At 60.1% G+C, this 23,723-nt stretch carries 22 protein-coding genes; 11 read left to right on the top strand and 11 right to left on the bottom strand.

Annotated elements, in window-relative coordinates:
* The first annotated feature begins 205 nt into the window (after nucleotides 1-205).
* On the top strand, nucleotides 206-1,261 hold the full coding sequence (locus tag ACSSVC_RS29795) for a methyl-accepting chemotaxis protein (protein ID WP_404940100.1): 1,056 nt from the start codon (nucleotides 206-208) through the stop codon (nucleotides 1,259-1,261).
* A gap of 47 nt (nucleotides 1,262-1,308) precedes the next feature.
* Here the strand turns inward: ACSSVC_RS29795 and ACSSVC_RS29790 are convergent, their stop codons facing one another.
* The 4 genes from ACSSVC_RS29790 to norR form a co-directional block, all read right to left on the bottom strand.
* Nucleotides 1,309-2,058, bottom strand: coding sequence for a YkgJ family cysteine cluster protein (locus ACSSVC_RS29790; protein WP_346633878.1), 750 nt, complete (start codon nucleotides 2,056-2,058; stop codon nucleotides 1,309-1,311).
* A gap of 118 nt (nucleotides 2,059-2,176) precedes the next feature.
* Entirely contained in the window at nucleotides 2,177-2,656 is a 480-nt protein-coding gene (locus tag ACSSVC_RS29785; RefSeq protein ID WP_346633879.1) for a GNAT family N-acetyltransferase, read from the bottom strand.
* 3 nt (nucleotides 2,657-2,659) lie between these two features.
* Entirely contained in the window at nucleotides 2,660-3,562 is a 903-nt protein-coding gene (locus ACSSVC_RS29780; protein WP_123724752.1) for a chemotaxis protein CheV, read from the bottom strand.
* Between the two features lie 186 nt (nucleotides 3,563-3,748).
* Entirely contained in the window at nucleotides 3,749-5,305 is a 1,557-nt protein-coding gene (gene norR / locus ACSSVC_RS29775; RefSeq protein WP_346633880.1) for a nitric oxide reductase transcriptional regulator NorR, read from the bottom strand.
* Nucleotides 5,306-5,461: 156 nt separating this feature from the next.
* On the opposite strand from norR, the gene hmpA reads away from it, so the two are divergent.
* From hmpA to queC, 9 genes are all read left to right on the top strand, one after another.
* Nucleotides 5,462-6,643, top strand: coding sequence for an NO-inducible flavohemoprotein (gene hmpA / locus ACSSVC_RS29770; protein ID WP_404937614.1), 1,182 nt, complete (start codon nucleotides 5,462-5,464; stop codon nucleotides 6,641-6,643).
* Between the two features lie 408 nt (nucleotides 6,644-7,051).
* Entirely contained in the window at nucleotides 7,052-7,561 is a 510-nt protein-coding gene (locus ACSSVC_RS29765) for a disulfide bond formation protein B (RefSeq protein WP_346633882.1), read from the top strand.
* A 795-nt stretch (nucleotides 7,562-8,356) separates the two neighbouring features.
* Nucleotides 8,357-9,301, top strand: coding sequence for a ubiquinol oxidase subunit II (cyoA, locus tag ACSSVC_RS29760; protein WP_346633883.1), 945 nt, complete (start codon nucleotides 8,357-8,359; stop codon nucleotides 9,299-9,301).
* Between the two features lie 3 nt (nucleotides 9,302-9,304).
* The gene (cyoB, locus tag ACSSVC_RS29755; RefSeq protein WP_346633884.1) at nucleotides 9,305-11,323 is read left to right on the top strand and encodes a cytochrome o ubiquinol oxidase subunit I; all 2,019 of its coding nucleotides are present in this window, start codon (nucleotides 9,305-9,307) and stop codon (nucleotides 11,321-11,323) included.
* 3 nt (nucleotides 11,324-11,326) lie between these two features.
* Nucleotides 11,327-11,953, top strand: coding sequence for a cytochrome o ubiquinol oxidase subunit III (locus tag ACSSVC_RS29750; protein WP_025129487.1), 627 nt, complete (start codon nucleotides 11,327-11,329; stop codon nucleotides 11,951-11,953).
* Entirely contained in the window at nucleotides 11,954-12,283 is a 330-nt protein-coding gene (cyoD, locus tag ACSSVC_RS29745; RefSeq protein WP_092310581.1) for a cytochrome o ubiquinol oxidase subunit IV, read from the top strand.
* Between the two features lie 10 nt (nucleotides 12,284-12,293).
* Nucleotides 12,294-13,181 carry a heme o synthase gene (gene cyoE / locus ACSSVC_RS29740; protein ID WP_123724747.1) on the top strand — a complete coding sequence of 296 codons (888 nt, stop codon included), beginning with the start codon at nucleotides 12,294-12,296 and terminating at the stop codon, nucleotides 13,179-13,181.
* 156 nt (nucleotides 13,182-13,337) lie between these two features.
* Entirely contained in the window at nucleotides 13,338-13,892 is a 555-nt protein-coding gene (locus tag ACSSVC_RS29735) for a cytochrome b (protein ID WP_492611799.1), read from the top strand.
* 118 nt (nucleotides 13,893-14,010) lie between these two features.
* Nucleotides 14,011-14,709: a 7-cyano-7-deazaguanine synthase QueC gene (gene queC / locus ACSSVC_RS29730; protein WP_346633886.1), complete on the top strand. Its 699-nt coding sequence runs from the start codon at nucleotides 14,011-14,013 to the stop codon at nucleotides 14,707-14,709.
* A 78-nt stretch (nucleotides 14,710-14,787) separates the two neighbouring features.
* Here queC and ACSSVC_RS29725 read toward each other — a convergent pair whose 3' ends face one another.
* Nucleotides 14,788-15,681 carry a queuosine precursor transporter gene (locus ACSSVC_RS29725; protein WP_346633887.1) on the bottom strand — a complete coding sequence of 298 codons (894 nt, stop codon included), beginning with the start codon at nucleotides 15,679-15,681 and terminating at the stop codon, nucleotides 14,788-14,790.
* Entirely contained in the window at nucleotides 15,668-16,270 is a 603-nt protein-coding gene (locus ACSSVC_RS29720) for a helix-turn-helix transcriptional regulator (protein ID WP_346633888.1), read from the bottom strand. The genes ACSSVC_RS29725 and ACSSVC_RS29720 overlap by 14 nt, the downstream gene beginning before the upstream one ends.
* Nucleotides 16,271-16,791: 521 nt before the next feature.
* On the opposite strand from ACSSVC_RS29720, the gene glyA reads away from it, so the two are divergent.
* On the top strand, nucleotides 16,792-18,147 hold the full coding sequence (gene glyA / locus ACSSVC_RS29715; RefSeq protein ID WP_492611798.1) for a serine hydroxymethyltransferase: 1,356 nt from the start codon (nucleotides 16,792-16,794) through the stop codon (nucleotides 18,145-18,147).
* Nucleotides 18,148-18,252: 105 nt separating this feature from the next.
* Here the strand turns inward: glyA and ACSSVC_RS29710 are convergent, their stop codons facing one another.
* From ACSSVC_RS29710 to ACSSVC_RS29690, 5 genes are all read right to left on the bottom strand, one after another.
* Nucleotides 18,253-18,954: a hypothetical protein gene (locus tag ACSSVC_RS29710; RefSeq protein WP_123724742.1), complete on the bottom strand. Its 702-nt coding sequence runs from the start codon at nucleotides 18,952-18,954 to the stop codon at nucleotides 18,253-18,255.
* Nucleotides 18,955-19,141: 187 nt separating this feature from the next.
* Nucleotides 19,142-19,639 (bottom strand): hypothetical protein, encoded by a 498-nt coding sequence (locus ACSSVC_RS29705; RefSeq protein ID WP_346633890.1) that lies wholly within the window; start codon nucleotides 19,637-19,639, stop codon nucleotides 19,142-19,144.
* A gap of 85 nt (nucleotides 19,640-19,724) precedes the next feature.
* Nucleotides 19,725-20,651 (bottom strand): CobW family GTP-binding protein, encoded by a 927-nt coding sequence (locus ACSSVC_RS29700; protein ID WP_492611797.1) that lies wholly within the window; start codon nucleotides 20,649-20,651, stop codon nucleotides 19,725-19,727.
* Nucleotides 20,651-22,396 (bottom strand): amidohydrolase, encoded by a 1,746-nt coding sequence (locus ACSSVC_RS29695; protein WP_404937612.1) that lies wholly within the window; start codon nucleotides 22,394-22,396, stop codon nucleotides 20,651-20,653. The genes ACSSVC_RS29700 and ACSSVC_RS29695 overlap by 1 nt, the downstream gene beginning before the upstream one ends.
* Nucleotides 22,397-22,504: 108 nt before the next feature.
* The gene (locus ACSSVC_RS29690; RefSeq protein ID WP_346633893.1) at nucleotides 22,505-23,686 is read right to left on the bottom strand and encodes a pyridoxal phosphate-dependent aminotransferase; all 1,182 of its coding nucleotides are present in this window, start codon (nucleotides 23,684-23,686) and stop codon (nucleotides 22,505-22,507) included.
* Nucleotides 23,687-23,723: the final 37 nt, after the last annotated feature.

The raw sequence follows: 23,723 nt of genomic DNA, 5'->3' as shown, positions 1-23,723 counted from the left end.
GGTGGAATACCAGTCGGTGCGCACCAAGCCCAGTGCACAGCAGATCGAGGCTGCGCAACGGGCTTATGCCCGGCTCAACGGGGCGGGAGCTTCCTGGTGGAGTCTGTTGCCGGTCATGAGTCTGCGTCTGCGCTTGTGGGCATCGATCAGCGCCGGTTTCGTTGGTACCTACGGTGTTTCGGTGTGGTTGCTGCCCGAATCCTGGATGGTCCAGGGTGCGGTGATGGCCATGGGCTGGTGCCTGAGCCTGGTCGCGGTCGGTGCCCAGCTGCGGCCGCTGGATCGGCTGACCGAGCGGGCCCGGCAGATCGGCGACAACCCGTTGAGCCAGGGCATCTACACCGGTCGTGCCGATGAGTTCGGGCGTATCGAGTTCGCCTTGCAGATGCTCGAGGCCCAGGTGGGGGCAGTGGTGGGGCGGATCGGCGATGCGTCCCAGCGATTGGCCGGGCATGCCGCGGAGCTGGTGGAGCATCTGCACAGCAGTCACAACAGCACCCTGGAGCAGCAGGCGGAAACCGATCAGGTGGCGGCCGCCATTCACCAGATGGCCGCCAGCGTGGCGGAAGTCGCCACCCATGCCCAGCAGGCATCGGTGGCGGCGGATCAGGCGGAAAGCGAAACCCGCGAAGGTCATCTATTGGTGGGTGAAAGCCGCAGTGCGGTGTTGCGCCTGGCCAGTGAGCTGGAGCGGGCCACCGAGGTCATTCATCAGTTGGAAAACCACAGCGCGGACATTTCCGGTGTGCTGGAGGTGATCCGCAGCATCGCCGAGCAAACCAACCTGTTGGCTCTGAACGCTGCGATCGAGGCGGCGCGGGCCGGTGAGCAGGGACGCGGCTTTGCCGTAGTGGCCGATGAGGTGCGCGGGCTGGCCCAGCGGACCCAGGATTCCACCAACGAAATCCAGCGCATGATCAGCACCCTGCAAAATGCGGCGCGCAATGCCGTGGAGGCCATGCAGCACAGCAGTCAGCATGTGGAAAGCAGCGTCGATCAGGCCCAGCGCGCCGCGGTGGCGCTGGACGGCATCAGCCAGCGGGTCAACCAGATCACCGAAATGAGCCTGCAGATTGCCGCAGCGGTGGAGGAGCAGAGCGCGGTGAGCGAGGACATCAACCGCAACATCATCGGTATTCGCAATGCCTGTGAAGTGACGGTCAGTGCCGGCCAGCTCAGTCATGTCAATTCAGGCGACGTGGCCGGGCTGGCGGGGGACTTGCGGCAACTGGCCCAGGAGTTCTGGCACAAGCGTGGATAGGCCGGTTCGCGGGGCGCCGGTTCGCCGGCAAGCCTGATCCTGCGGAGTCAGGCGGCGCGCAGCGAGATGAAGGCATAGTCCAGGGCGGCTTCGCTGACCACCAGGGCGCCGGCAGCCTGGACCTGGCCGGCGATGTCGTTCCCGGACAGGTGAAAGCGCCAGGGCTGATTCGATGCCGCGGGTGGCGCTGCCTGAACCTGATCGATGGCCCTGGCCAGGGCATTCATGTCGGGCAAGTAGGCGGTGAAGCCGTCGCCCTTGAGGGCCGTGGTGCGAATGCCCAACAGGGCGCAAATGGCTTCCTTGGTATGGATATCATCGCGGTCGGCCTGACGCGAGCGGTCGATCAGCTCGGCCAGTTCCCTATCCACCAGTGCTCCCCCCAGAATCAGTTGCGGTCCCTGTTCCCAGGATTCCGGCGGGCACTCCTTGGCCAGTGGGTTGAGGGGGATATGGGGGTTGATCTCCATGGGGTAGATGCGGCACACCAGGGGGCGACGCTCATAGATGCGGCACAGCTGGTCTTCGTCAAGATTCCGGCAGGGGCCGACGTTGTAGGCGGCAAAGGTGATCGCCACGTAGGCTTCGGTACTGCCACTGGTGACCCGGCAGGAACGGCGCTCGGCGTGTTCGCGCTGTTGCGTCGGCAGCCCCAGGCCATTGCCGAGGAAGGCCTCCACCAGAACGATCACCTGACCGCCGTCGGCGGCCCAGGCCCGGGCTTCGGTGAGGGTCAGGGGCACATGGTGATCGTTGCAGCACTTGCCGCAACCAACGCAGGAAAACTGAGTATTCATGGAGCGAGTAAACCGTTCTGGGTCGACAGGGATAGCGCCATAAATGCTGTTATTGACGCGGCCAGGGAGCGTGTCGAAGCAAGTTGCACGCCAGCTGTCGGGTCTTGATGGCTGTCGTCTAGGGCACGACTTCGCGACGCACGATATGCATGCCGACGCTTTCATACAAGCGCCGCGCCCGCAGGTTGTCCTCCAGTACCCTGAGATCGACAAAGCCTTCCCGGCGTTCGGCGAACATCAGGAAGGCTTGTAGCAGCAAGGCGCGGCCCAGTCCTTGACCACGGGCCCGAGGGTGCACCACCAGATCCTTGATATAGGTGCTGGTCCAGCACTGGGCCACCGCCACCACGCCCTCCGCATCCCGCACCACCAGGCACAGCTGGGGGTCGTACTCGGCATCGGTTTCGAAGGCCCGGCGCCAGTCTTCCAGGGGCGGCACCCGGCCACCGCCGTCCTGGTAGCCCAGGTGCATCAGTTGATGCACGGCTTCGGCCAGTTCCGGGCTGTAGTGCTCCAGGGTGATACCCGCCGGCCACTGTGGCGTGGTCTGGGGAGCGCTGAGATCGCGGCGCAGCAGCAGGCAGTGGATCTCGCTCATGGCTCAGGCCGCCTGGCTGGCGATGGCCTTGGCGGCGTCGATCAGGCAGCGGGTCAGTTCCGGCGAGGAAAACTTGGTGAGCACCGCATTGGCTCCGGCCAGGCGGGCTTTCTCGCTGTTCATGGCGCTGTCCAGCGAGGTGTGCAGCAACACATACAGATGGGCGAAGTCCGGGGTTTCCCGCAGGGTCCGGGTCAGGGCATAGCCATCCATTTCCGACATCTCGATGTCCGAGACGATCAGGTTGATCTCGTTGGCCGTGCCTTGCAGCTCCAGCAGGCAGTCGATGGCCTCTTTGGCGCTGCGGGCGGTGTGACATTGCAGGCCCAGGTTACGCAGGGTGTGCACCGATTGCTGCAGCGCTACCTGGCTGTCGTCCACCACCAGGATGCGTGCATTGCCCAGGGCTTCGGCGTCTTCCATGCTCAGTTCGGTGGGCGCCATCTCGATCTGCGCCGGGGCGATGCCGTGGATCACTTTCTCGATATCCAGCACTTGCACCAGCGTGCCGTCCACCTGGGTTACCCCGGTGATGTAGGACTTGATACCGCCGGAGCCAAAGGGTGGCGGGCGGATATCGGTGGTCAGGCAATGGACGATCTTGCTCACCGCCTGTACGTGCAGGCCCTGTTTGGAACGGCTGACGTCGGTGACGATCAGGCAGCCGCTGTCCGGGTCTGCCAAGGGGCGCTCGCCGATGGCCCGGCTGAGGTCGATCACTGACAGGGAGTTGCCCCGCAAGGTGGCGATGCCTTTCACATGGGGGTGGGATTCCGGCAGCTTGGTCAGCGGCGGGCAGGGGATGATTTCACTGACTTTAAGCAGGTTGATTGCCATCAGCTTGCCGCTGCGCAAGGTAAACAGCAGAAGCGAAAGCGAGTCTGCGCGGGCTTTGTTGGAGGACATAAAAACCTTCTCTGGAAAAAATTGGCTTGTGGCTCGACCCACGGATAACCCTTGATAACGGGTTATCGACGTATTCAGGGCGGGCTTTAGCGGCGAGGCTGCTTTCCGTCGGCCGGTGCGCAGGTCCCTGGATTGGCGGCGTGCCCTTCGCTGGCAAGCCGGCTCCTGCGAGCCTGCCCCTGGCGTCTACCGCAGGCCCAGGCGCTTGGCCAGACGGCTGAGGTTGGCCCTGTCCAAGCCTAGCTCACGGGCGGCGCTGGCCCAGTTGTGCTGGTGCCGTTCAAGGCAGGCGTTGATCAGCTGGCGCTGATAGTGCTCGGTGGCCTGGCGCAGATCGCCGTTGGCGAGGGCCAGGGGCGTGCTTTCTAGGGCTTGCTCAGGCACGGCAGGCGCCTTTTCGCTGACCCGTGGCAGGTCCAGGTCCGTTGCATCCAGGCTGAGGATCTTCGGCCGTTCACGGCAGTTGCCCAAGGCCTTGAGGGCGCTGCGGCCTATCAAGTGCTCCAGCTCGCGGACGTTGCCCGGCCAGCTGTAGGCCAGCAGCGCCTGTTGCGCATCGACGCTCAGGCGCAGGCTGCCCAGGCCCATGCGCGAGCGGTTTTGTTCCAGGAAGTAGCCGCTGAGCAGCAGCACGTCCCGGCCCCGATCCCGCAGGGCCGGCACCCGCAGCGGATAAACGCTGAGGCGATGGTAGAAGTCGGCGCGATAGCGACCGTTGCGTACTTCTTCTGCCAGGTCACGGTTGGTGGCGGCGATCAGGCGCACGTCTACCTGATGTTCCTTGTCCGAGCCCAGGCGCTGCAACTGACCGCTTTGCAGCACCCGCAGCAGTTTGGCCTGCACCGTCAGCGACAGCTCGCCGACTTCATCGAGAAACAGGGTGCCGCCATTGGCCAGCTCGAATTTACCCCGACGATCCTGGGTGGCCCCGGTAAAGGCGCCGCGCACGTGGCCAAACAGCTCACTCTCCACCAGGGTGTCGGGCAAGGCCGCGCAGTTGAGGCTGATAATCGGTTGCTCAGCCCGGGGTGAGGCAGCGTGAATGGCTTGGGCCACCAACTCCTTGCCAACGCCGGTTTCACCGGTGATCAGCACGGTCAGGTCGCTGCCGCCAACCAGGCTGATCTCTTCCAGCAATCGCTTGTGGGCCTTGCTTTGGCCGATCATCTCGCGGTTCTGTCCGCTGGCCTGGCGGAAGACCTCGGCCCGTTGATGCTCGTTTTCGGCGCGCAGTGCCAGGCGCTCGATGCGTTCGGCTGCGCTGACAGTGGCCGCTGCGAGGCTGGCGAAGGCTTGCAGGGCGTCCAGCTCAATAGGTTCGAAGCGCTGCGGATCGAGGGCGTCGAGGGTCAGCAGGCCCCAGGGGCGCTCATCGACAAACAGCGGACATCCCATGCAGTCGTGGACTTCCAGGTGATCGTCGAGACCTTCCACCAGGCCGTCATAGGGATCGGGCAGTTCACTGTCGCTGGCAAAACGGGTCGGCCCCGGGCTGCTGAGCAGGGCGGCAAAGCGCGGGTGCTCGCTGACCTTGAAGCGCCGGCCCAGGGTATCGGTACTCAGGCCGTTGACCGCCAGCGGCACCAGCCATTCGCCATCCAGGCGCAGCAGCGCAGTGGCATCGCAGGGCAGCAGGGCGCGCAGGGCTTCCAGCAGGCGGCGGTAACGCTCGCCCTCGGGCAGTTCCCGAGACAGGTCGGTCACCAGGGGCAGCAGGGTCATGAGTAGGGATTTTGCAGTCATAAGGACTCCATGTTGTCCTAATGACTATAAATGCATAAGTGTCTTTATGACCATATATATTTCAAGTTATTGATTTATAAGGATTTAATTTCTGGCATGAAAACTGATTAGACAAGGGCAACCTGCAAGCAGTCAAAAAGTCCAGGAGTTGTCCCTATGCTAAGCGTTCAAGATCGCGCCATCATCAAATCCACTGTGCCCCTGCTGGAAAGCGGTGGCGAAGCCCTGATTACCCATTTCTACCGGATGATGCTCTCCGAGTACCCCGAGGTGCGTCCGCTGTTCAACCAGGCACACCAGGCCAGCGGTGATCAGCCCCGGGCCCTGGCCAACGGCGTACTGATGTATGCCCGGCATATCGACCAGTTGGATCAACTGGGGGATCTGGTGGCCAAGATCATCAACAAGCATGTGGCCCTGCAGATCCTGCCGGAGCATTACCCCATTGTCGGCACCTGCCTGTTGCGGGCCATTTCGCAGGTGCTGGGCAGCGAGATCGCCACTCCTGAAGTGATCAATGCCTGGGGCGCGGCTTACAACCAGCTGGCGGATATCCTGATCGGCGCCGAGTCGGCCATCTACGACGAGAAGGCCCAGGCCCCCGGTGGCTGGCGTGGCGCGCGGGAATTCAAATTGGTGGATAAGGTCGAGGAAAGTGCGGAAATCACCTCCTTCTATTTCGAACCATCGGACCAGGGGCCGATCCTCGCCGCCGAGCCTGGGCAGTACATTGGCTTGCAGCTCTTCATAGAGGGCGAGGAAGTGCGGCGCAATTATTCCCTGTCGGCGCTTTCCAGCCAGGGCCAGTACCGCATCAGTGTCAAGCGCGAGGCCGGAGGCTTGGCGTCCAATTACCTGCATGACCAGTGCCCGGTGGGCGCGCGCATCATGCTGTTTCCGCCGGCGGGTGAGTTCACCCTGGTGGCCAGCGACAAGCCCCTGGTGCTGATCAGCGGCGGGGTCGGTATCACCCCGACCCTGCCGATGCTGGAGGCAGCGCTGGCTACCGAACGCCCGGTGCATTTCATCCACTGTGCACGCAACGGTCAAGTGCACGCGTTCCGTCACTGGGTCGACGAGTTGGCGCAACGTTATCCACAGCTCAAGCGTTTCTACTGCTATGCCGAGGACGACGGCGTCAGCCCCGCGGCGGACAAACTGGGGCTGCTGACCCGGGAGCAGTTGGCCGACTGGTTGCCGGAGCAGCGTGACCTGGATGCCTATTTCCTCGGTCCCAAGGGGTTCATGGCGGCCATCAAGCGCCACCTGAAGGCCCTGGGCATCCCCGAGCAACAAAGTCGCTATGAGTTCTTCGGCCCGGCGGCGGCCCTGGAGTAACCCTGTCACCGGCTCCTGCCTGCAGGAGCCGGCTTGCCGGTGCATCCGTCGGTGACCCAAGTGCTATCGGCACCGATGCCTTCGCTGGCAAGCCAGCTCCTACACAAGCCAGCTCCTACAAACGTCAGCCCTGCAATGGGGCAGGGCTGTTAATCCGTGCTTAACCTGCCTGTCGTTAATTCCCCTCGATGCTGGCATGGCAGTGCCATGCCGGCCCTTTCATTGTGCGTCCTCCAGGCCCGTAAACCTTGGGGTGTTGCCTTCGATGCAATGCATTCAAAGGTCATGATCAGCGTGTAGACTTCCGGGCACCCGATGGCAATCAGATCAACTTCGCAATTCAACCGCGGGCTGCCGTGACCAGCACTGGCGGCCCGGTTGGACAGACAACAGAAAAAAGGAATAGGGATGAGTGACGACAGACTGCGTTTGGGACGTGAACGGCGCTTCCTGGTGCTGCTGGGGGTTATCTGCCTGGCACTGATCGGCGGGGCCCTGTACATGCAGGTGGTATTGGGCGAGGCGCCTTGTCCGCTGTGCATCCTGCAGCGCTACGCCTTGCTGCTGATTGCACTGTTCGCTTTCATCGGCGCAGCCCTGAGCTCGCGACGGGGCATCACCATCATGGAGGCCCTGGTGGTCATCAGTGCCATCGCCGGCGCGGGAGTCGCCGGGCACCATGTGTACACCCAGTTCTATCCGGCGGTGAGCTGCGGCATTGACGTGCTGCAGCCGATTGTCGACAGCCTGCCCTTGGCGACGATCTTTCCCCTGGGCTTTCAGGTAGATGGCTTCTGCTCCACGCCATATCCGCCGATTCTTGGGCTGTCCCTGGCCCAGTGGGCACTGCTGGCGTTCGTGCTGACGGTGATCCTGGTGCCGCTGGGCATTGTCCGCAATCGCAAGAAAACCTACTGATCCACCCGGAAAAGCCCCGGTCTCCCAACAGAGGCCGGGGCTTTTTCATGCCGTTCATTCGACACCTGAAAAGTCCGTGATTTGCGGCAAGTCGGGGTGCGGCAAAAGTGCGACATGTTGTCACACTGTCGCAGTCGCAGAGGGGCGATCGGGGGCTTGCAACAGACTGCATTCCGAGCAACTGGTTCCATGCAAGTCTGTCAGTTTGTGTAAGCCGCGCTGTTGGGGAAAACCCATAGCCTGCTATCTATACAATTCTTCACAGACCCCGTTTTACAAGGGGTGAAGCCATATGAAAGACGGCTTTCAGGGGCGGGCGGAGGCCCGGTAGCCGGGCGCTGTGGAGTCCTTTTTGGGGCTTTTTGTTGATAATGAAAATCGTTATGATTGCGATCCTTCGCAACAATCATGAGCGATTGTTGCGCTCAGCGATAAAAATTATTTCGGGATAAGACATGGTTTATAAAACGCGACATATCTACAATCGCCCGCACTGAATTTCCGACGCTGCTCATCCCTGAGCACACGAGGACGGTCGAGGGGCGGATAGAGCGCTCCATGCGACTGCGGGTGTCGGCGCCTTCCAAACTTCCGCACCAAATGGAATTGGTCTGTAACAAGGCCTTTGACCACGAGATCGAATAAGAACCACTGCTAGCCCGGGATGTGTCGTTGAGCGTTTAACCCAACGGGCAGGCCCTTATTCAATTGAAGAAAAATGCCAACCCTTGGCAGGGTGAAGTGTTGGCGATCAAAACCCAACTGCATTGCGCAAGCTGCTTTAGAGGTCGTGAGATGAGTAAAAACAGGTACCCCAGATTACTAGGCTTATTGCCGCTGCTCGGCATGTTGATGCTGGGAGGCTGCAAATGGACCTTGCTCGATCCTAAGGGTCAGGTCGGTCTGGATGAACGAAACCTGATCATCACGGCAACCATTCTGATGCTGCTGGTGGTTGTGCCGGTCATCATCATGACCTTCGCCTTCGCCTGGAAATACCGCGCCTCGAACAAGGACGCGACCTACGCGCCGAAGTGGTCCCACTCCACCAAGATCGAAATTGCGGTGTGGCTGGTTCCGGTGCTGATCATCATTGCCCTGGGTTATGTCACCTACAAGTCGACCCACGCCCTGGACCCTTACCGTCCGCTGGAATCCGACGCCAAGCCGGTCACCATCGAAGTGGTCGCCATGGACTGGAAGTGGCTGTTCATCTATCCCGACCAAGGGATCGCCACCGTCAACAAGATCGTTTTCCCGGCCCATACCCCGGTGAACTTCCGCGTGACCTCCGACACCGTGATGAACTCGTTCTTCATCCCGGGCCTGGGCGGCCAGATCTACGCGATGGCGGGCATGACCACCAAGCTGCACTTGATTGCCAACCAGAACACCGAACTTGAAGGTATCTCCGCCAACTACAGCGGCGCGGGCTTTACCGGCATGAAATTCAAAGCGATCGCAACCAGTCAGGAAGATTTCGACGCCTGGGTAAACGAAGTCAAGAAGGCACCTAAACAGCTGGACACCGCTGAATACGAAGCCCTTTCCAAGGCGAGCCAGAACAATCCTGTAGAGCTCTACTCCGCGTACGCGCCGAACCTGTTCCAGACCATCATCGACAAGTATGAAGGCATGAAACCGGGCAAGCCGCTCAAGCACGAGAAGAAAGAAAAGGAAGTGGCCGCAACCGAAGGGATGGACGTGAGTTCGCATTCAGCTGCCGGGGCAGAGGAGTAAACGATGTTTGGTAAATTAAGTCTGGAAGCGATTCCGTTCCACGAGCCGATTGTCATGGTGACCATTGCCATGATCGCGCTCGGTGGTCTGGCGCTGTTCGCGGCAATCACCTACTTCAAGAAGTGGACTTACCTGTGGACCGAGTGGCTGACGTCCGTCGACCACAAGAAAATCGGTGTGATGTACATCATCGTCGCCATGGTCATGCTGCTGCGTGGCTTCGCTGACGCCATCATGATGCGTACCCAGTTGGCCATGGCCACCGAGGGTTCGCCTGGCTACCTGCCACCTGAACACTATGACCAGATCTTCACCGCCCACGGTGTGATCATGATCATCTTCATGGCGATGCCATTCTTCACCGGCCTGATGAACCTTGTCGTGCCGCTGCAGATCGGCGCGCGTGACGTGGCCTATCCGTTCCTCAACTCCCTGAGCTTCTGGCTGCTGGTATCGGGCGTGGTGCTGATCAACCTGTCCCTGGGCGTTGGTGAATTCGCCAAGACCGGCTGGGTTGCCTATCCGCCGCTGTCGGGCTTGCAATACAGTCCGGGCGTGGGTGTGGACTACTACATCTGGGCGCTACAGCTATCGGGTCTGGGGACAACGCTGACGGGGGTCAACTTCCTGGCCACCGTGCTGAAAATGCGTACCCCGGGCATGAAGATGATGGACATGCCGATCTTCACCTGGACCTGCACCTGGGCCAACGTGCTGATCGTGGCTTCGTTCCCGATCCTCACTGCTACCCTGGCACTGCTGACGCTTGACCGTTACATGGATTTCCACATTTTCACCAATGAACTTGGTGGCAATCCGATGATGTACGTGAACCTGTTCTGGGCTTGGGGTCACCCCGAGGTGTACATCCTGATCCTGCCGGCGTTCGGTATCTTCTCCGAAGTCATCTCGACCTTCTCGGGCAAGCGCCTGTTCGGCCACCACTCGATGATCTACGCTTCCGGCGCGATCTCGATCCTGGGCTTCATGGTTTGGCTGCACCACTTCTTCACCATGGGTTCGGGTGCCAGCGTCAACGCCTTCTTCGGCCTGGCAACCATGCTGATCTCGATCCCGACGGGGGTGAAGCTATTCAACTGGCTGTTCACCATCTACCACGGCCGTCTGCGCATCACCAGCCAGGTTCTGTGGACCCTGGGCTTCATGGTGACCTTCGCCATCGGCGGCATGACCGGCGTACTGCTGGCCATCCCGGGGGCGGACTTCGTCCTGCACAACAGCCTGTTCGTGATCGCTCACTTCCACAACGTGATCATCGGCGGCGCGGTATTCGGCTACATCGCCGGCTTCAGCTTCTACTTCCCGAAAGCCTTCGGCTTCAAGCTGCATGAAGGTTGGGGCAAGGCAGCATTCTGGTTCTGGATCTCGGGCTTCTTCGTCGCCTTCATGCCGCTCTATGCACTGGGCTTCATGGGCATGACCCGTCGTCTGAACGCCACTACCAACCCTGAGTGGGTGCCGTACCTGTACGTCGCCATGGTGGGTGCACTGATGATCGCTGTGGGTATCGCCTGCCAGCTGATCCAGCTGTATGTCAGTGTGCGTGACCGCAAGCAGAACATGTGTGTCTCCGGCGACCCATGGAACGCCCACACCCTGGAATGGTCGACCTCGTCGCCACCGCCGTTCTACAACTTCGCTGTACTGCCGAAAGCCGAAGGCATCGACCCGTTCACCGAAGCCAAGGAAGACGGCACTGCCTACGCGAAGCCAGGCCGCTATCAGCCGATCCACATGCCCAACAACACCGCTACCGGTGTGGTCATGGGGGCACTGCTGACCGTATTCGGTTTCGCCATGATCTGGCACATCTGGTGGCTGGCCATCGCAAGCCTGGCCGGCACCGTGATCTATTTCGCGATCCACGCTGCCCGTGATGATCAAGGCTACATGGTGCCGGTCGAGACGATCGAACGCATCGAAGCCGAGCAGCACAAGCGTCTGGTATCGGAGAACAAGATCCCGGCTACCCGTGTTGAAACCTCGTTGGAACAGGCTTAATCCATGTCGAACTTAGTGACCAATGCTGGACACGCCCATGTCGATGACCATGGGCACGATGACCATCACCACGACTCGGGCGAGATGACCGTATTCGGTTTCTGGCTCTACCTGATGACCGACTGCATTCTGTTTGCGTCGATCTTCGCGGTATACGCGGTACTGGTTAATAACGTAGCGGGTGGCCCATCGGGCCACGACATCTTCGAACTGCCTTACGTACTGGGCGAAACCGCTCTGCTGCTGTTCAGTTCGATCACCTACGGCTTCGCCATGCTGGCGTTCTTCCGGGGTAACAAGAAGCAGGTACTGGGCTGGCTGGGCATGACGTTCCTGTTCGGCCTGGGCTTCATCGGCATGGAGATCAACGAGTTCCACCTGCTGATCTCCGAAGGCTACGGCCCTAGCCGTTCCGGCTTCCTGTCCGGCTTCTTCACCCTGGTTGGTACCCACGGTCTGCACGTGACCAGCGGTCTGATCTGGATGGCGATCATGATGTATCAGGTGCAGAAAAACGGCCTGACGGCGACCAACAAGACCCGTCTGAGCTGCCTGAGCCTGTTCTGGCACTTCCTGGACGTGGTGTGGATCTGCGTATTCACCGTTGTTTACCTGATGGGGACTATGTAAATGGCCAACACACACTCCCACGACGAAGCCGGTCACGGCAGCGTCAAGTCCTACGCCATCGGCTTCATCCTGTCGGTCATCCTGACACTGATCCCGTTCGGCCTGGTGATGTACCCGTCGCTGCCTAAAGACGTGACCCTGTGGATCGTCCTGGCATTCGCAGTGATCCAGGTGCTGGTACACCTGGTGTACTTCCTGCACCTGGACCGTTCCGCGGCACAGCGCAACAACGTGGTGGCGTTCATCTTCGCCGCGTTGGTCATTGTTCTGCTGGTTGGTCTGTCGTTGTGGATCATGTTCAGCATCCACACCGTCATGATGGCCAAGTGAGGTAAACCCGATGTCGCTCAAGCACTTTATCCAAATCACCAAACCGGGGATCATTTTCGGTAACGTGCTTTCTGTGGCAGGCGGGTTTTTCCTGGCCTCGAAAGGGCATGTCGATCTGGCCATTTTCCTGGCCGCCATGATCGGCACCTCGCTGGTGGTAGCGTCCGGTTGCGTGTTCAACAACTGCATCGACCGTGACATCGACCTGAAGATGGAGCGCACCAAGAACCGCGTGCTGGTCCAGGGCTTGATCTCCCTGGAAGCGGCCCTGGTCTATGCCTCCATCCTCGGTGTCGCCGGCGTCGCCCTGCTGTACTACGTGGCCAACCCGTTGGCTGCGTTGTTCGCGGTAATCGGCTTTGTCATCTACGTCGGTCTCTACAGCCTGTACCTCAAGCGCAAGTCGGTTCACGGCACGCTGGTGGGCAGTCTGTCCGGGGCCATGCCGCCGGTGATCGGTTATGTGGCTGTGAGCAACAGCTTTGACATGGCCGCATTGACCCTGCTGGTGATGTTCAGCCTGTGGCAGATGCCGCATTCCTACGCCATCGCGATCTTCCGCTTCAACGATTACTTGGCCGCATCGATTCCGGTGCTGCCCGTGAAGCGTGGCATTCGCGTGGCCAAGAAGCACATCCTGCTCTACATCCTGGCATTCCTGGTGGCGACCCTGATGCTGACCTTCAGCGGTTACGCCGGCATGAGCTACCTGGCGGTAGCGGCGGCGATGGGCATGTACTGGTTGTACATGGCCTGGACCGGCTACAAGGCAGTGGATGACACTGTGTGGGCGCGCAAGCTCTTCGTGTTCTCGATCTTCACCATCACCGCCCTGAGCGTGATGATGTCGGTGGATTTCAAGGCCCCGACCGAGCTCTTGCTGACCTACGCACACTAAGCTGTCCAGGCCACAGAAAAGCCCCGCCTTCGAGAGAAGCGCGGGGCTTTTTTATACCGCTCGGGGGGACCGTCACATCATTTAAAGCTTTTCGGCCCGATGACTTTGCATGGCCGGGTAAAATGCCTCGTTCGTGGATGAACCTGAGTGGATGTAATGGAAAGCCGTATCGAAATATACGATTCGCAGGCGCGTTATGGCGTTATCAGTCGCGGATTGCACTGGGTCATGGCATTGGCCTTTGTCTGGATCTACAGCACCACCGGTGCACATTACCTGCTGGCCGAATCGGCATTGGATGAATTTCTCTGGCCGACCCACAAGCAAGTGGGGCTGCTGTTGATGGGCCTGTTGCTGGTGCGTGTGCTCTGGAGCCTGTTGAACCGTCATCGCCGGCCGCCGAGCCTGAACTTCGCCGCGCGTCTGGGGCACGGGTTGCTGTATGTCGGCATGTTCGCCATTCCGTTTCTCGGACTGCTGCGTCAGTACGGATCGGGGCGGGCATTTTCCGCCTTTGGCCTGCCGGTGATGAGCGGCTTCGAGGGGGCGAAAATCCAGTGGATGACCGACCTGGGCAACAACTTCCACAGCTTGCTGGGCTGGACCTTGCTGGTACTGATCGTGGGCCATGTCGCGGCGGTGATCCTGCACTGTGTCAAAGGCCAGGCGCATATCCTGCGGCGCATGGCCGGTAGCAGCCCCTCGGCTTGATTTTTTGTCCTAGACAAAAAAGCCCCGCCTTCGAGAGAAGTGCGGGGTATTTTATTCAGAGCCCGTCAATGGGCCGTTTAACTCATGAAATGACTCTACTTATGCAGGAAGCAGAATGATGAAGAAAATAGCCGTCGTCGTTTTTAGTGGCGGGCAGGACTCGACAACCTGTTTGATCCACGCATTGCCGCTTTATGACGAGGTGCATTGCATTACGTTTGACTATGGTCAGCGGCACCACGCAGAGATAGAAACGGCGCAGCGGCTTGCAAAACAACTGGGAGCGACAGTTCACAAGGTGCTGGATGCTTCGCTGCTGAACGAGTTGGCAATCAGCAGTCTCACTCGGGACAATATCCCGGTGCCGACGGTGAACAGTTCAGGTGAGAGCCTGCCCAGTACCTTTGTGCCGGGACGCAATATTCTGTTTTTAACCCTGGCATCCATTTATGCCTATCAGGTAAAAGCCGAGACTGTCATCACCGGTGTCTGTGAGACGGACTTCTCTGGTTATCCTGATTGTCGCGATGAGTTTGTAAAGGCCTTGAACAAGGCGCTGGAGCTGGGCATGGAGTACAAGCTGCAGCTTGAAACTCCACTGATGTGGCTGAACAAGGCAGAAACCTGGGCGTTGGCTGACTACCACAGCCAACTGGACCTGATTCGTGAACAAACACTGACTTGCTATAACGGGATCATGGGCAGTGGCTGCGCTAATTGCGATGCGTGCAATCTTCGCGCAAGAGGCTTGAACAGCTATCTGGAGAACAAGACAGAGGTCATGAATAGCTTGAAAGGCAAGTTGAGTCTCAGCTAAAGGCTTGATTGCTGGCCAATGGGATTCAACACTGCGTCTGGCTGTCAGATGAGTGTTGAATCCAATGCCTTGAGACAATCAGGCACTCTGTTGCTTGTTCTGGCCGTCCGGGATGTATCTCTTGAACAATGACCTGGCACCATAAGCTGGCAGGATGTTGAAGAAGGCAAAACATACTTTAATCGCGATTTGAACATAGATCATGTTCAGGATGTCGCTGTTTTGCATCGCTCCATAAAATGCGATGTAGCAAAATACAAAGCTGTCGATGATGACTGCAAACAAGGTGCTCAAAAATATTCGCAGAAATAGAAATCTGGAATTCGTCAGCTCTTTTATCTTGCACAACAAGTATGAATTTATATTCTCAGAAACAAGGAAAGAGACGGAGGAGGCTACCAATACAGACGACACATGAATGATGACGTCATTGTAGGGCGTGTCGAGTTTCCAGCCCGGTAGTCCGGGGAGAAAGGTCGATCCATAGAGCAGGATGATAATCATGGCGTTGCTTGCAAAGGCGAACAAAATGGCTCTTCTTGCAAGCCTAAGCCCGAAGTTTTCGTTCAGCAAGTCAACGATTAAAAATGTCAGAGGATAGAGGAAGGTGCCTGGAGTGATAATGATATCGAGCGTCTCCAGATAAATCGGCTTGGTCGCAGCAATACTGGTGAAAATGTAGAACGTAAAGAGCAGCAGGTTCAGGATGATGTAAATCATCCATGAGTTCTCGTGTCGGTCGTTCAGGTCGTACGCAGTCAGTGCCCCTCCTTGGGAATAGAATTTCTTGTAAAGATTTTTGATTTCCATTTTATTTAGATTGTCCATTATTTCGCTGTTCAGCACTTCACTTAACTTGATTCTGATGACCTTGCCTGTGGCGATAATCATGATTACGGCCAGGCTTTTGTTATTTTCAAACCCCAGTAACTTGTACTTGCTGTTCTCGGCTTCTGCTTCATAGGCTGTCATTGAATCGCTCCTCGATGATGTCGCCTACTACAGATAGGCGATCGGTATCGGAGTACGGGCCATTGATGATGAGCAGCTTCTTTGTCAGCCTGTCGTAAACCAGCTTCTCTTTATCGTCAGTCGAGGATCCCTTTTGTACGATCAGGAGATCGCCAGGTTCATTCAAGCCATTGATTGCATGCTCCAGCAACACCGCTATCAAGTTGTAGGATGTGCCGAAGTAATAGGTCAATGGGTAAAGCGTGGCCAGTTCACCGATCCGTCTATCCATATTGGCTATCAGCAAACTCTCCTTGATGATCGGTACGGCAGCCGGATTCATGTTGCCTTGAGGGGAGATACTGCTCTCGATGATCTCCTTCTCTTCAAAGTCGATGGTTTCGATCTCTTCATAGGAAACGCCGAAGAAATCGGAAATCTTTCGAATGGTGGACTGCTGTACATTGGTTACCTTACCTTCCAGAATATTATAAATAGTTGTTCTGGTCAGGCCGCTGGCATTGCACAAAGACAGTTGCGTCTCACCGCGACTTTTTATCAGGTATTTAATGTTGCTCTTTAAATACTCTGTTCTTTCTCTTCTGTGCATCAAATGCTCACCATTTCCTTATAGTCGCCACATATTGATTTTTATAGCGGTCGTGCCGTACTTGATGTTCGGCACCAGTGACTGGGTTACTGCAGCAGATTTTTTTCAGACTTTTTACGGATATGTACCAACTTGCTAGTGCTCCTTTAGTCAGCTGCATCCGTCCAGGGATACTTCGCCGTCGGTATTGAGGGCGTTGGAATCGTGGAAGGGGCCGATTCCGGGGGGGACGCCGCAATGGACAAGTGTTGCATGCGCCAGCCATCACAATAAAGCCCCTCAGGACTGTAGTGATGGCCCTTCGCCGGCCAAGACCCCACAGCGAGGCAAGGCGGGTGTCCTTTCGTCTTAAAAAAAGAATCATTTAATTTGGAAAATGTTTAATTCTTTGATTAATCCTGTTGTGCCTTATACAGTCTGGACCAAGGCTTGGATGAGCCTGATCCGCATAAACGAACGTGAAACTCAGGAAGCGTGCTGTCGTTCGTGGCGCGCAATACACAAGGAAGGGACACAGAATAATGGCAGCTGATACTGAACCACTCAGGACCCAGGCCGACCTGCTGCGACGAGGCTTGGCCGATCTGCGTACTGAAGACGCCGAACTGGCAAGCATCCTGGACGCGGAAGTCACGCGCCAACACTGCACACTGTCCTTGGGTTCATCGTCCTGCGCGGCCGGCCCACGGACCTTGGCGGCTTCGGCATCGGCGTTGCTCAACGTCACCGTAGAGGGCACTCCAGGCCGGCGTCATCACGCCGGGTGCGAGAACGCCGATCGGGTTGAATCCCTGGCGATTCGTCGGGCCCAGGAACTGTTCGCTGCCCAATATGCCGGTGTGCAGTCGCACTCGGCCTCCAATGCCAACTACCAAGTGCTCACAGCCCTGGCCGAGCCAGGGGATACGATCCTCAGCATGGCCCTCGATCATGGCGGGCACCTCACCCACAGTAGCGCTCTCGCCTTCACGGGGGCCAACTACAAGGCGATTCGTTACGGCACCACATCCCAGGGCGTCATTGACTACGATGAGGTGCGCAAGCTGGCGCTCGCCCATCGTCCGCGCATCATCATCTGCGGTGCGACTGCCTATTCGCGGGCCCTGGATTTTCAGCGATTCCGTGCAATCGCCGATGAAGCCGGGGCGATCCTGCTCGCGGACATTTCACATATCGCCGGTCTGGTGGCCACGGGGCGGCATCCAAGCCCCATCGACGCGGCACACGTCACTACGACCTGCACCCACAAGCAGCTCGCGGGGCCGCGCGGAGGCCTGATTCTGTCGGGGCGCGATGCGGACACCAAGGTTCCCGGCTTGAGGTCAACTTTCCGCGTTGTCCTCGACCAAGCCGTATTCCCGGGAATACAGGGGGCACCGGCGGTCAACATGATTGCGGCCAAGGCAGCCGCGCTGGGTTATGCCATGTCTCCCCGATTCGATGCCTGCATGGGCCGGGTTCGGAGCACCGCGGATGAAATGGCCAGCGCGTTCATGGCCCAGACCTATGAGGTCGTGGGCGACGGGACGGAGAACCACACGATTCTGCTTCAGTTGCGAGGGGGCATCACCGGCTCCATTGCTGAGTCGGCATTGGAGGCGTGCGGCATCATCGTGAACAAAAAACGCGCGCCGGGGGAAACCCGATCGTCCTTTGTCGGTGATGGTTTGTGCATCGGCGCCGGTTCTATCGCCCAACGCCACATCGATTCCCAAGGGTGCCGCCAGGTCGTCGATCTGGTTTGCCGGATCCTGGACAAGGTGGCGCCCCTCGGCGAGCACAAGTACAGCCTCGCGCCGGCGTTGCAGGAGATGTTCCGTCTAGAGGTGGAGGCGTTGTGCTTGCGGTATCCCATTGCGGATTATCGGGATAGCTGAGGAGCAGGCCAAAAAAAGCCCCGACTTCAGGTTGAAGCGCGGGGCTTTTTTTGGCCGTTCAGGCAGGGCTGGCGGCTTCGCGAGCAAGCTCGCTACAGGGCCGGGTTACAGCTGTTGTTGCGCGCTGTAGCCGGCAAATGCGGTCTGCTGTTGGATCGCGGTGACGATGTTCTTGCGGGTCGCTTGCTGTTCGTTGCCGTTGCTGTCGAGGAAGGTCTCGCTTTCCAGCTCCGCCTCGTCGCCTTCACCCACAAAGCTGAAGCCGAGAAACTCAAAGGCTTCACGGTCGACGTTGGCCTTGGAGCGCGGGCGCATCGGCAGGGTGACGCTGATGCCGTCCTTGCTGATGGCAAACACTTCCATTTCCTTCTTCGGCCGTGCCTTGCTCTTGCCGCCGCTGGGGTTGCTGATGGCCTGGTGAGTCTGGTTCAGCACTTTCAGGGCCAGGCCGTAGACCAGCTCCTGGAAGTCCGGGTCGTCCTTGTAGCTGGAGAGGATCCGGCTGATGGGGAATTTCTTGCTCAGGTCTTCCAGGGCGGCCAGGTCGGCGGCCTCGGCGTCTTTGAGTTGCTTGAGCTGGCCCATGAGTTCATAGGCAGTGTCGTCGTCAAAGCGGTCGTGGGCCTGGCGAATCGCAGCACGCAGTTCGCGAATCTGGTCACTTTCTTTCGAGCTGTGGAAGGCGTCGAGCACCATCTCGCTGATGGTCTTGGCCTGGGACACGTGCTGGGAAAGATGAATGGCGTTTTCGTATTCGGCCTTGTTGGACAGGGCGATCACGGATTCTTCGGTGTTGGAATCAGGCATTGAACATCCACTACTTGGTTTAACAGGTTTGAGGCGCGAAAGGCCCAGGGGGATTTTCGGGGGCGCCTAATCTATTGGACCCGGGGCCTATTGTCACGGACCAAGCGACCAGCCAACCGCGCTGTCCCTAAAGACCGGCATTTGCGAGGAAGATTCCCCAGCGTCCGCCGCCGTTCTCCCGGCGCCTTCAGGCCTTGACCTGGAGGGTTAGCCAGTGGCGGTACAACTTCAGGGCCCGGCCGCAGAACAGACCCACGGTGAAGCCCGCCGCAGCGCCGCTGATGCTCAGCATCTGGACGCTGGCAACGTGCTCGGGGTGCACTGCGGTCTGATAGCCGATCCAGTATTTAACCGCGAAGAACAGTAGTGAGATGCCAAGGATCTTCAGGGTGCCGGGAACCAGAATGGCCTCGCCGCCCGACTCCAGTATCACCCCGGCGCTGGAAAACAGCAGCATGGCCAGCAGGCTGCCCAACACGGCACCACCGATCCAGGCTCCCAGTGCGAGTAACGGGTGCAGGCCAAGGTTCACTGACCACAGCGACCAGATCAGCAGAATCACCGGGGCAATCATCAGCGAGCGGCGACTCTCACGGGTGGTGGCTCTTGCGCGAAGGCCGTAATAACAGATCAGGGCGAAGACGGCGTACACCCAAAGGGGCGTGCCTTGGAGGATGTCGAGCATGTGCTGCGTCCTTGCTTCAGCGGAAAACGGGCGGCTCATGATGCGCCAGGCCCGTCGTGCCGTGAAGCTTCCCGGTGCTCGCCGTTTACATCACTTGGGTATCGCTGACCCCGGCCTCCAGTTCCTGGCGCAGATCGCTGCCCCGGCGAGCGATGAACACCAGCTGCGCGGCATTCTCGGTGGGCTGATCGGCCGCCAGGGTGAACTGGCTGCGGTTGCCCACATGCTGCAACCAATAGGGTTGTTCATTGCCTTCCAGGCGCACCAGGCCCTTGAGGCGCAGCAGGTCGGCGGGCAGGCGCGCCAGCCAGTCCCGCAGGGCCTTGGGTTGCAGCGGCCGCGAGCTTTTCCACACCCAGCTTTCGAACAACTGGTCGTGAGCCTGGGGCAGGGCCTTGAACAGCACCTCGGTGGAACGCACCGGCGGGGTCAGCAGCAACTCCGCCGGCAGCTCGGCTTGCACCGTATCGAACACCGGGGCGCGGCCGCCGAGGCTGGCGCGAATGCTCTGCAACTGCTCGGCACTCACCAGGTCGGCCTTGTTCAGCAGCACCCAGTCGGCGCAGGCCACCTGGGCCCGGGACAGCCGAGCCATTTCCCCTTCCAGTTCCTGGTAGCCGCTGGCGTCCACCAGGGTGATCACTGCGTCCAGGTGCAGGCGGTTGCGCAGTTGCGGGTAGCCGATGGTCTGCACGATGCGCTGCGGGTCGGAGACACCGCTGCACTCGATGACGATCCGTTCCAGGGCCGGGCGCAGCTTGGACAGGCTCACCAGCTGCGCCAGCAGGTCCTCCTGCACGGTGCAGCAGATGCAGCCGTTCTGCAGGCTGTACACCGCGTCGGTGACCTCGGCGATGATCGCCGCATCGATGTTCAGCTCACCGAAATCGTTGACGATCACTGCCAGTCGGCCGCTGTCGGCGCGCTGCACCATGCGGTTGAGCAGGGTGGTCTTGCCGGCGCCGAGAAAGCCGGCAACCACGGTCACTGGAATGCTCGGGGTGCTGTTCATTATTCCTTGCCCTCGATCACTGGCGGCAGGCCTTCCCAGACCGCTTGCAGCGGTGTGTCGCTGAAGGTGCCCTGGCGGTCGTAGACCAGTTGCCCTTCGACGAAGGTCAGTTGCACCTGGGTGTGGTGGATGTAGTTGCGCGCACCCTGGGCGAACAGGTCACGGTCGAGGACGATCAGGTCCGCCGACTTGCCGGTCTCCAGGCTGCCGGTCAGGTGTTCCAGGCCCATGGCATGGGCGCCGTTGAGGGTCGCCACTTGCAGGGCCTGTTCCAGGCTGATGGGATCGCCGAAGGTATCGGGTTCCTGGTTCCACGGGTTCTGCCGGGTAACCATGGTTTCCAGGGCCAGCCACGGGTCGATGGACGCCACCGGCCAGTCGGTGCCGAACACCGCGATGCCACCGGCTGCCAGTACGCCCTTGAAGTCATAGATGCGCTTGAGGCGCTCCTGGCCGTAGCCGGAGCGGGCACCGCTGGCGAATGGGGTCGGATACCAGGCCGCCGGGGAGAACTCGGCAATCACGTCCAGGCTCTGGAAGCGCTTGAGGTTGCCCGGGTGCAGCAGGGTACTGTGGGCGCATTGGTGACGGATACCGCTGTTGCCGTTGCGCCGACGGGCTTCGGCCACGGCGTCGAGGAACACGTCGGAGGCGCCGTCGCCGGTGCAGTGGGCGATCACTCGCAGGCCGCGCTTGTCCATGTCCACCACCATGTCGGTGATGTGTTCCGGGGTCAGGTTGAGCTTGCCGCGCCAGCTCGACTCTTCCGGCCAGGGCGTCAGCAGATAGGAAGACTTGGGCTCCACGGTGCCGTCGAAGTGGAACTTCACCGCGTTGGCGCTCAGGCGGGCGCTGCGATAGAAATGCCGTTCGCCGCTGAGCAGCTCCCAGCGCCGACGCACCGGGAAGATATCGTCCTGCCAACTGATGGCGGCTTCTACTCGCAGGGTCAGTTCGCCGGCATCGTCCAGTTCCTTGAGGGCCTGCAGACGGTTCTCGCAGACGTGCACGTACTTGGTGGCCGTGACCCCGCGCGAGGTCTGGAAGTGCACACCATCACGATAGGCGCGGCGCAGCACCGACACTGGGGTCGGCGGCATGGCGGCGTGGATCAGTGCGTAGGCGCCGTCGATCAGCAGGCCGTTGGGTTCGCCGGTGAGTTCATCGCGCTCCAGGTAACCGTTGCGCGGATCGCTGGTGTGACGGTCGATACCGGCCAGTTCCAGGGCCTTGGAGTTGACCATCATGGTCCCCCACATGCGATCCAGCAGGGCCACCGGGCGGTCTGGCATGACGCTGTCGAGCCACTCACGGCCCGGGGTCAGGCCGGCTTCGCGGAAGGTGTAGCGCACCCAGTACTGGCCGTAGATCCAGCCATCGCCGGGGTGGCTGTCGGCGTAGGCGTGGATCGCCGCGGTCAGCTGCTCCGGGGTCGGGTCTTCGATGCCTACATCCAGGTCGTCGGCGTAGCGCGGCGCCAGGGCCAGGTCCGGGTGAGTGTGCATGTCGTGCAGGCCGGGCATGCAGAAGGCCCCGTCCAGATCGTGCTGGCGGGTGTTGGGGCCGATCAGAGAGGCCAGGGAAGCGAGGCTGCCCACCGCGATCAGCTTGCCCTGGCGGATGGCCACGGCATCGGCCCAGGGCTGGGCCGGATCGAGGGTGTACATCCGGCCGTTGTGCAGCACCAGTTCGGCATATTGATCGACGGCGCTATGGGTGGAGTTGAATTGGTCGGAAGCGGTCACGGGGTCAACCTCTCAAGCAGGGGGCCCTTCAAAGGTGGGCAAAAAAGTAAGGCGCAGCAGTGTTCTTGTCAGAGGTACGAGGGCCGCGGGGCGGCCCGGGTAATGCGCTCAGCGGGTGGCGCCCAGGGTTTCGACAAAGCCGGCAATGCGTTGGCAGGCGTCCTTGAGCACGTCGTCGGCGACGGTGAAGGAGATCCGCACGAAGCCCTCGGCGCTGGCACCAAAGGCCTGGGCATCGAGCACCGAGACCCCGGTGGCGCGGAACAGCTGCCAGGCGAAATCCATGCTCGACAGCCCGGTGCGGCGCACGTCCACCAGCATGAACATCCCGGCTTCCGGCTCGCGGCAATCGAGCAACTGCACCGGCTTGAGCCCGGCCACCACCAAGTCGCGGCGACGGCGATAGACCTCGCGGGCACTGCCGATCACTTCTTCATCCAGCTCCAGGGCCTTGAGCGCGGCTTCCTGGATAAACCCGGGCAGGCCGTAGAGCATGCACAGCAGCAGGTTGTCCAGGTGCCCGACCAATGCCGGCGGGGCGATGACCCAGCCCACGCGCCAGCCGGTCATAGCGTGGGTTTTCGACAGGCTGTTGAGGATCACAGTGCGTTCGGCCATGCCCGGCATTGAGGCGATGCTCAGGTGTTCGCGGTCGTAGGTCAGTTGCCCGTAGACCTCATCGGAGATCACCCACAGGTCATGCTTGCGCGCCACCTCGGCCACGGCTTCCAGCTCCTCGCGGCTGTAGACGTTGCCGGTGGGGTTGCAGGGCGTAGCCAGGGCGATGCCGCGGGTTTTGTCGGTGAGCGCCGCTTCCAGGGCTGCCGCGGTCAGGCGAAAGCCGTTGGCCGCCGGTTGCTGGACGCAGGCGATCTTGGCCCCCGAGGCGTGGATGCAGGCCTCATAGGTCAGGTACATGGGTTCCGGCACCAGCACTTCGTCGCCACTGCTGAACAGGCACAGCGACGTGGCGAACAGGCCGTTCTGGGCGCCAGCCACCAGGGCCACGTTGTCGGCGCTGACGTCGATACCCAGCAGGCGCCGCTGTTTGGCGGCGATGGCCTCACGCAGGGCCGGGCGGCCAAGGACGTGGGTGTAATGGGTGTCGCCCTGCTCCAGGGCAGCGCTGGCAGCGGCACTGATGCGTGCATCGGTGGCGAAGTCCGGATCACCGACGCTGAGGACGATCACATCCTCGCCGCGACCCCGGGCCTCGATGGCTGCGTAGTGAATATCCCAGGCGCTGACGGATTCGCCGCTGATGCGCTGAACGAAAGGTGAGTAACGCATGCTGTTCTCCTCACGGGCCTCGTTGCCCGCGCAATAA

The sequence above is a fragment of the Pseudomonas sp. E1BtOHC1 genome (assembly GCF_058744285.1).
The sequence above is the reverse complement of the archived record's forward strand: the minus strand, read 5'-3'. Positions and strand labels throughout refer to the sequence as shown.

Coding starts and splice junctions, on each gene's coding strand:
- ACSSVC_RS29795 (WP_404940100.1), top strand. CDS start 206: ATGGTCCAGGGTGCGGTGATGGCCATGGGCTGGTGCCTGAGCCTGGTC.
- ACSSVC_RS29790 (WP_346633878.1), bottom strand. CDS start 2,058: ATGAATACTCAGTTTTCCTGCGTTGGTTGCGGCAAGTGCTGCAACGAT.
- ACSSVC_RS29785 (WP_346633879.1), bottom strand. CDS start 2,656: ATGAGCGAGATCCACTGCCTGCTGCTGCGCCGCGATCTCAGCGCTCCC.
- ACSSVC_RS29780 (WP_123724752.1), bottom strand. CDS start 3,562: ATGTCCTCCAACAAAGCCCGCGCAGACTCGCTTTCGCTTCTGCTGTTT.
- norR (WP_346633880.1), bottom strand. CDS start 5,305: ATGACTGCAAAATCCCTACTCATGACCCTGCTGCCCCTGGTGACCGAC.
- hmpA (WP_404937614.1), top strand. CDS start 5,462: ATGCTAAGCGTTCAAGATCGCGCCATCATCAAATCCACTGTGCCCCTG.
- ACSSVC_RS29765 (WP_346633882.1), top strand. CDS start 7,052: ATGAGTGACGACAGACTGCGTTTGGGACGTGAACGGCGCTTCCTGGTG.
- cyoA (WP_346633883.1), top strand. CDS start 8,357: ATGAGTAAAAACAGGTACCCCAGATTACTAGGCTTATTGCCGCTGCTC.
- cyoB (WP_346633884.1), top strand. CDS start 9,305: ATGTTTGGTAAATTAAGTCTGGAAGCGATTCCGTTCCACGAGCCGATT.
- ACSSVC_RS29750 (WP_025129487.1), top strand. CDS start 11,327: ATGTCGAACTTAGTGACCAATGCTGGACACGCCCATGTCGATGACCAT.
- cyoD (WP_092310581.1), top strand. CDS start 11,954: ATGGCCAACACACACTCCCACGACGAAGCCGGTCACGGCAGCGTCAAG.
- cyoE (WP_123724747.1), top strand. CDS start 12,294: ATGTCGCTCAAGCACTTTATCCAAATCACCAAACCGGGGATCATTTTC.
- ACSSVC_RS29735 (WP_492611799.1), top strand. CDS start 13,338: ATGGAAAGCCGTATCGAAATATACGATTCGCAGGCGCGTTATGGCGTT.
- queC (WP_346633886.1), top strand. CDS start 14,011: ATGAAGAAAATAGCCGTCGTCGTTTTTAGTGGCGGGCAGGACTCGACA.
- ACSSVC_RS29725 (WP_346633887.1), bottom strand. CDS start 15,681: ATGACAGCCTATGAAGCAGAAGCCGAGAACAGCAAGTACAAGTTACTG.
- ACSSVC_RS29720 (WP_346633888.1), bottom strand. CDS start 16,270: ATGCACAGAAGAGAAAGAACAGAGTATTTAAAGAGCAACATTAAATAC.
- glyA (WP_492611798.1), top strand. CDS start 16,792: ATGGCAGCTGATACTGAACCACTCAGGACCCAGGCCGACCTGCTGCGA.
- ACSSVC_RS29710 (WP_123724742.1), bottom strand. CDS start 18,954: ATGCCTGATTCCAACACCGAAGAATCCGTGATCGCCCTGTCCAACAAG.
- ACSSVC_RS29705 (WP_346633890.1), bottom strand. CDS start 19,639: ATGCTCGACATCCTCCAAGGCACGCCCCTTTGGGTGTACGCCGTCTTC.
- ACSSVC_RS29700 (WP_492611797.1), bottom strand. CDS start 20,651: ATGAACAGCACCCCGAGCATTCCAGTGACCGTGGTTGCCGGCTTTCTC.
- ACSSVC_RS29690 (WP_346633893.1), bottom strand. CDS start 23,686: ATGCGTTACTCACCTTTCGTTCAGCGCATCAGCGGCGAATCCGTCAGC.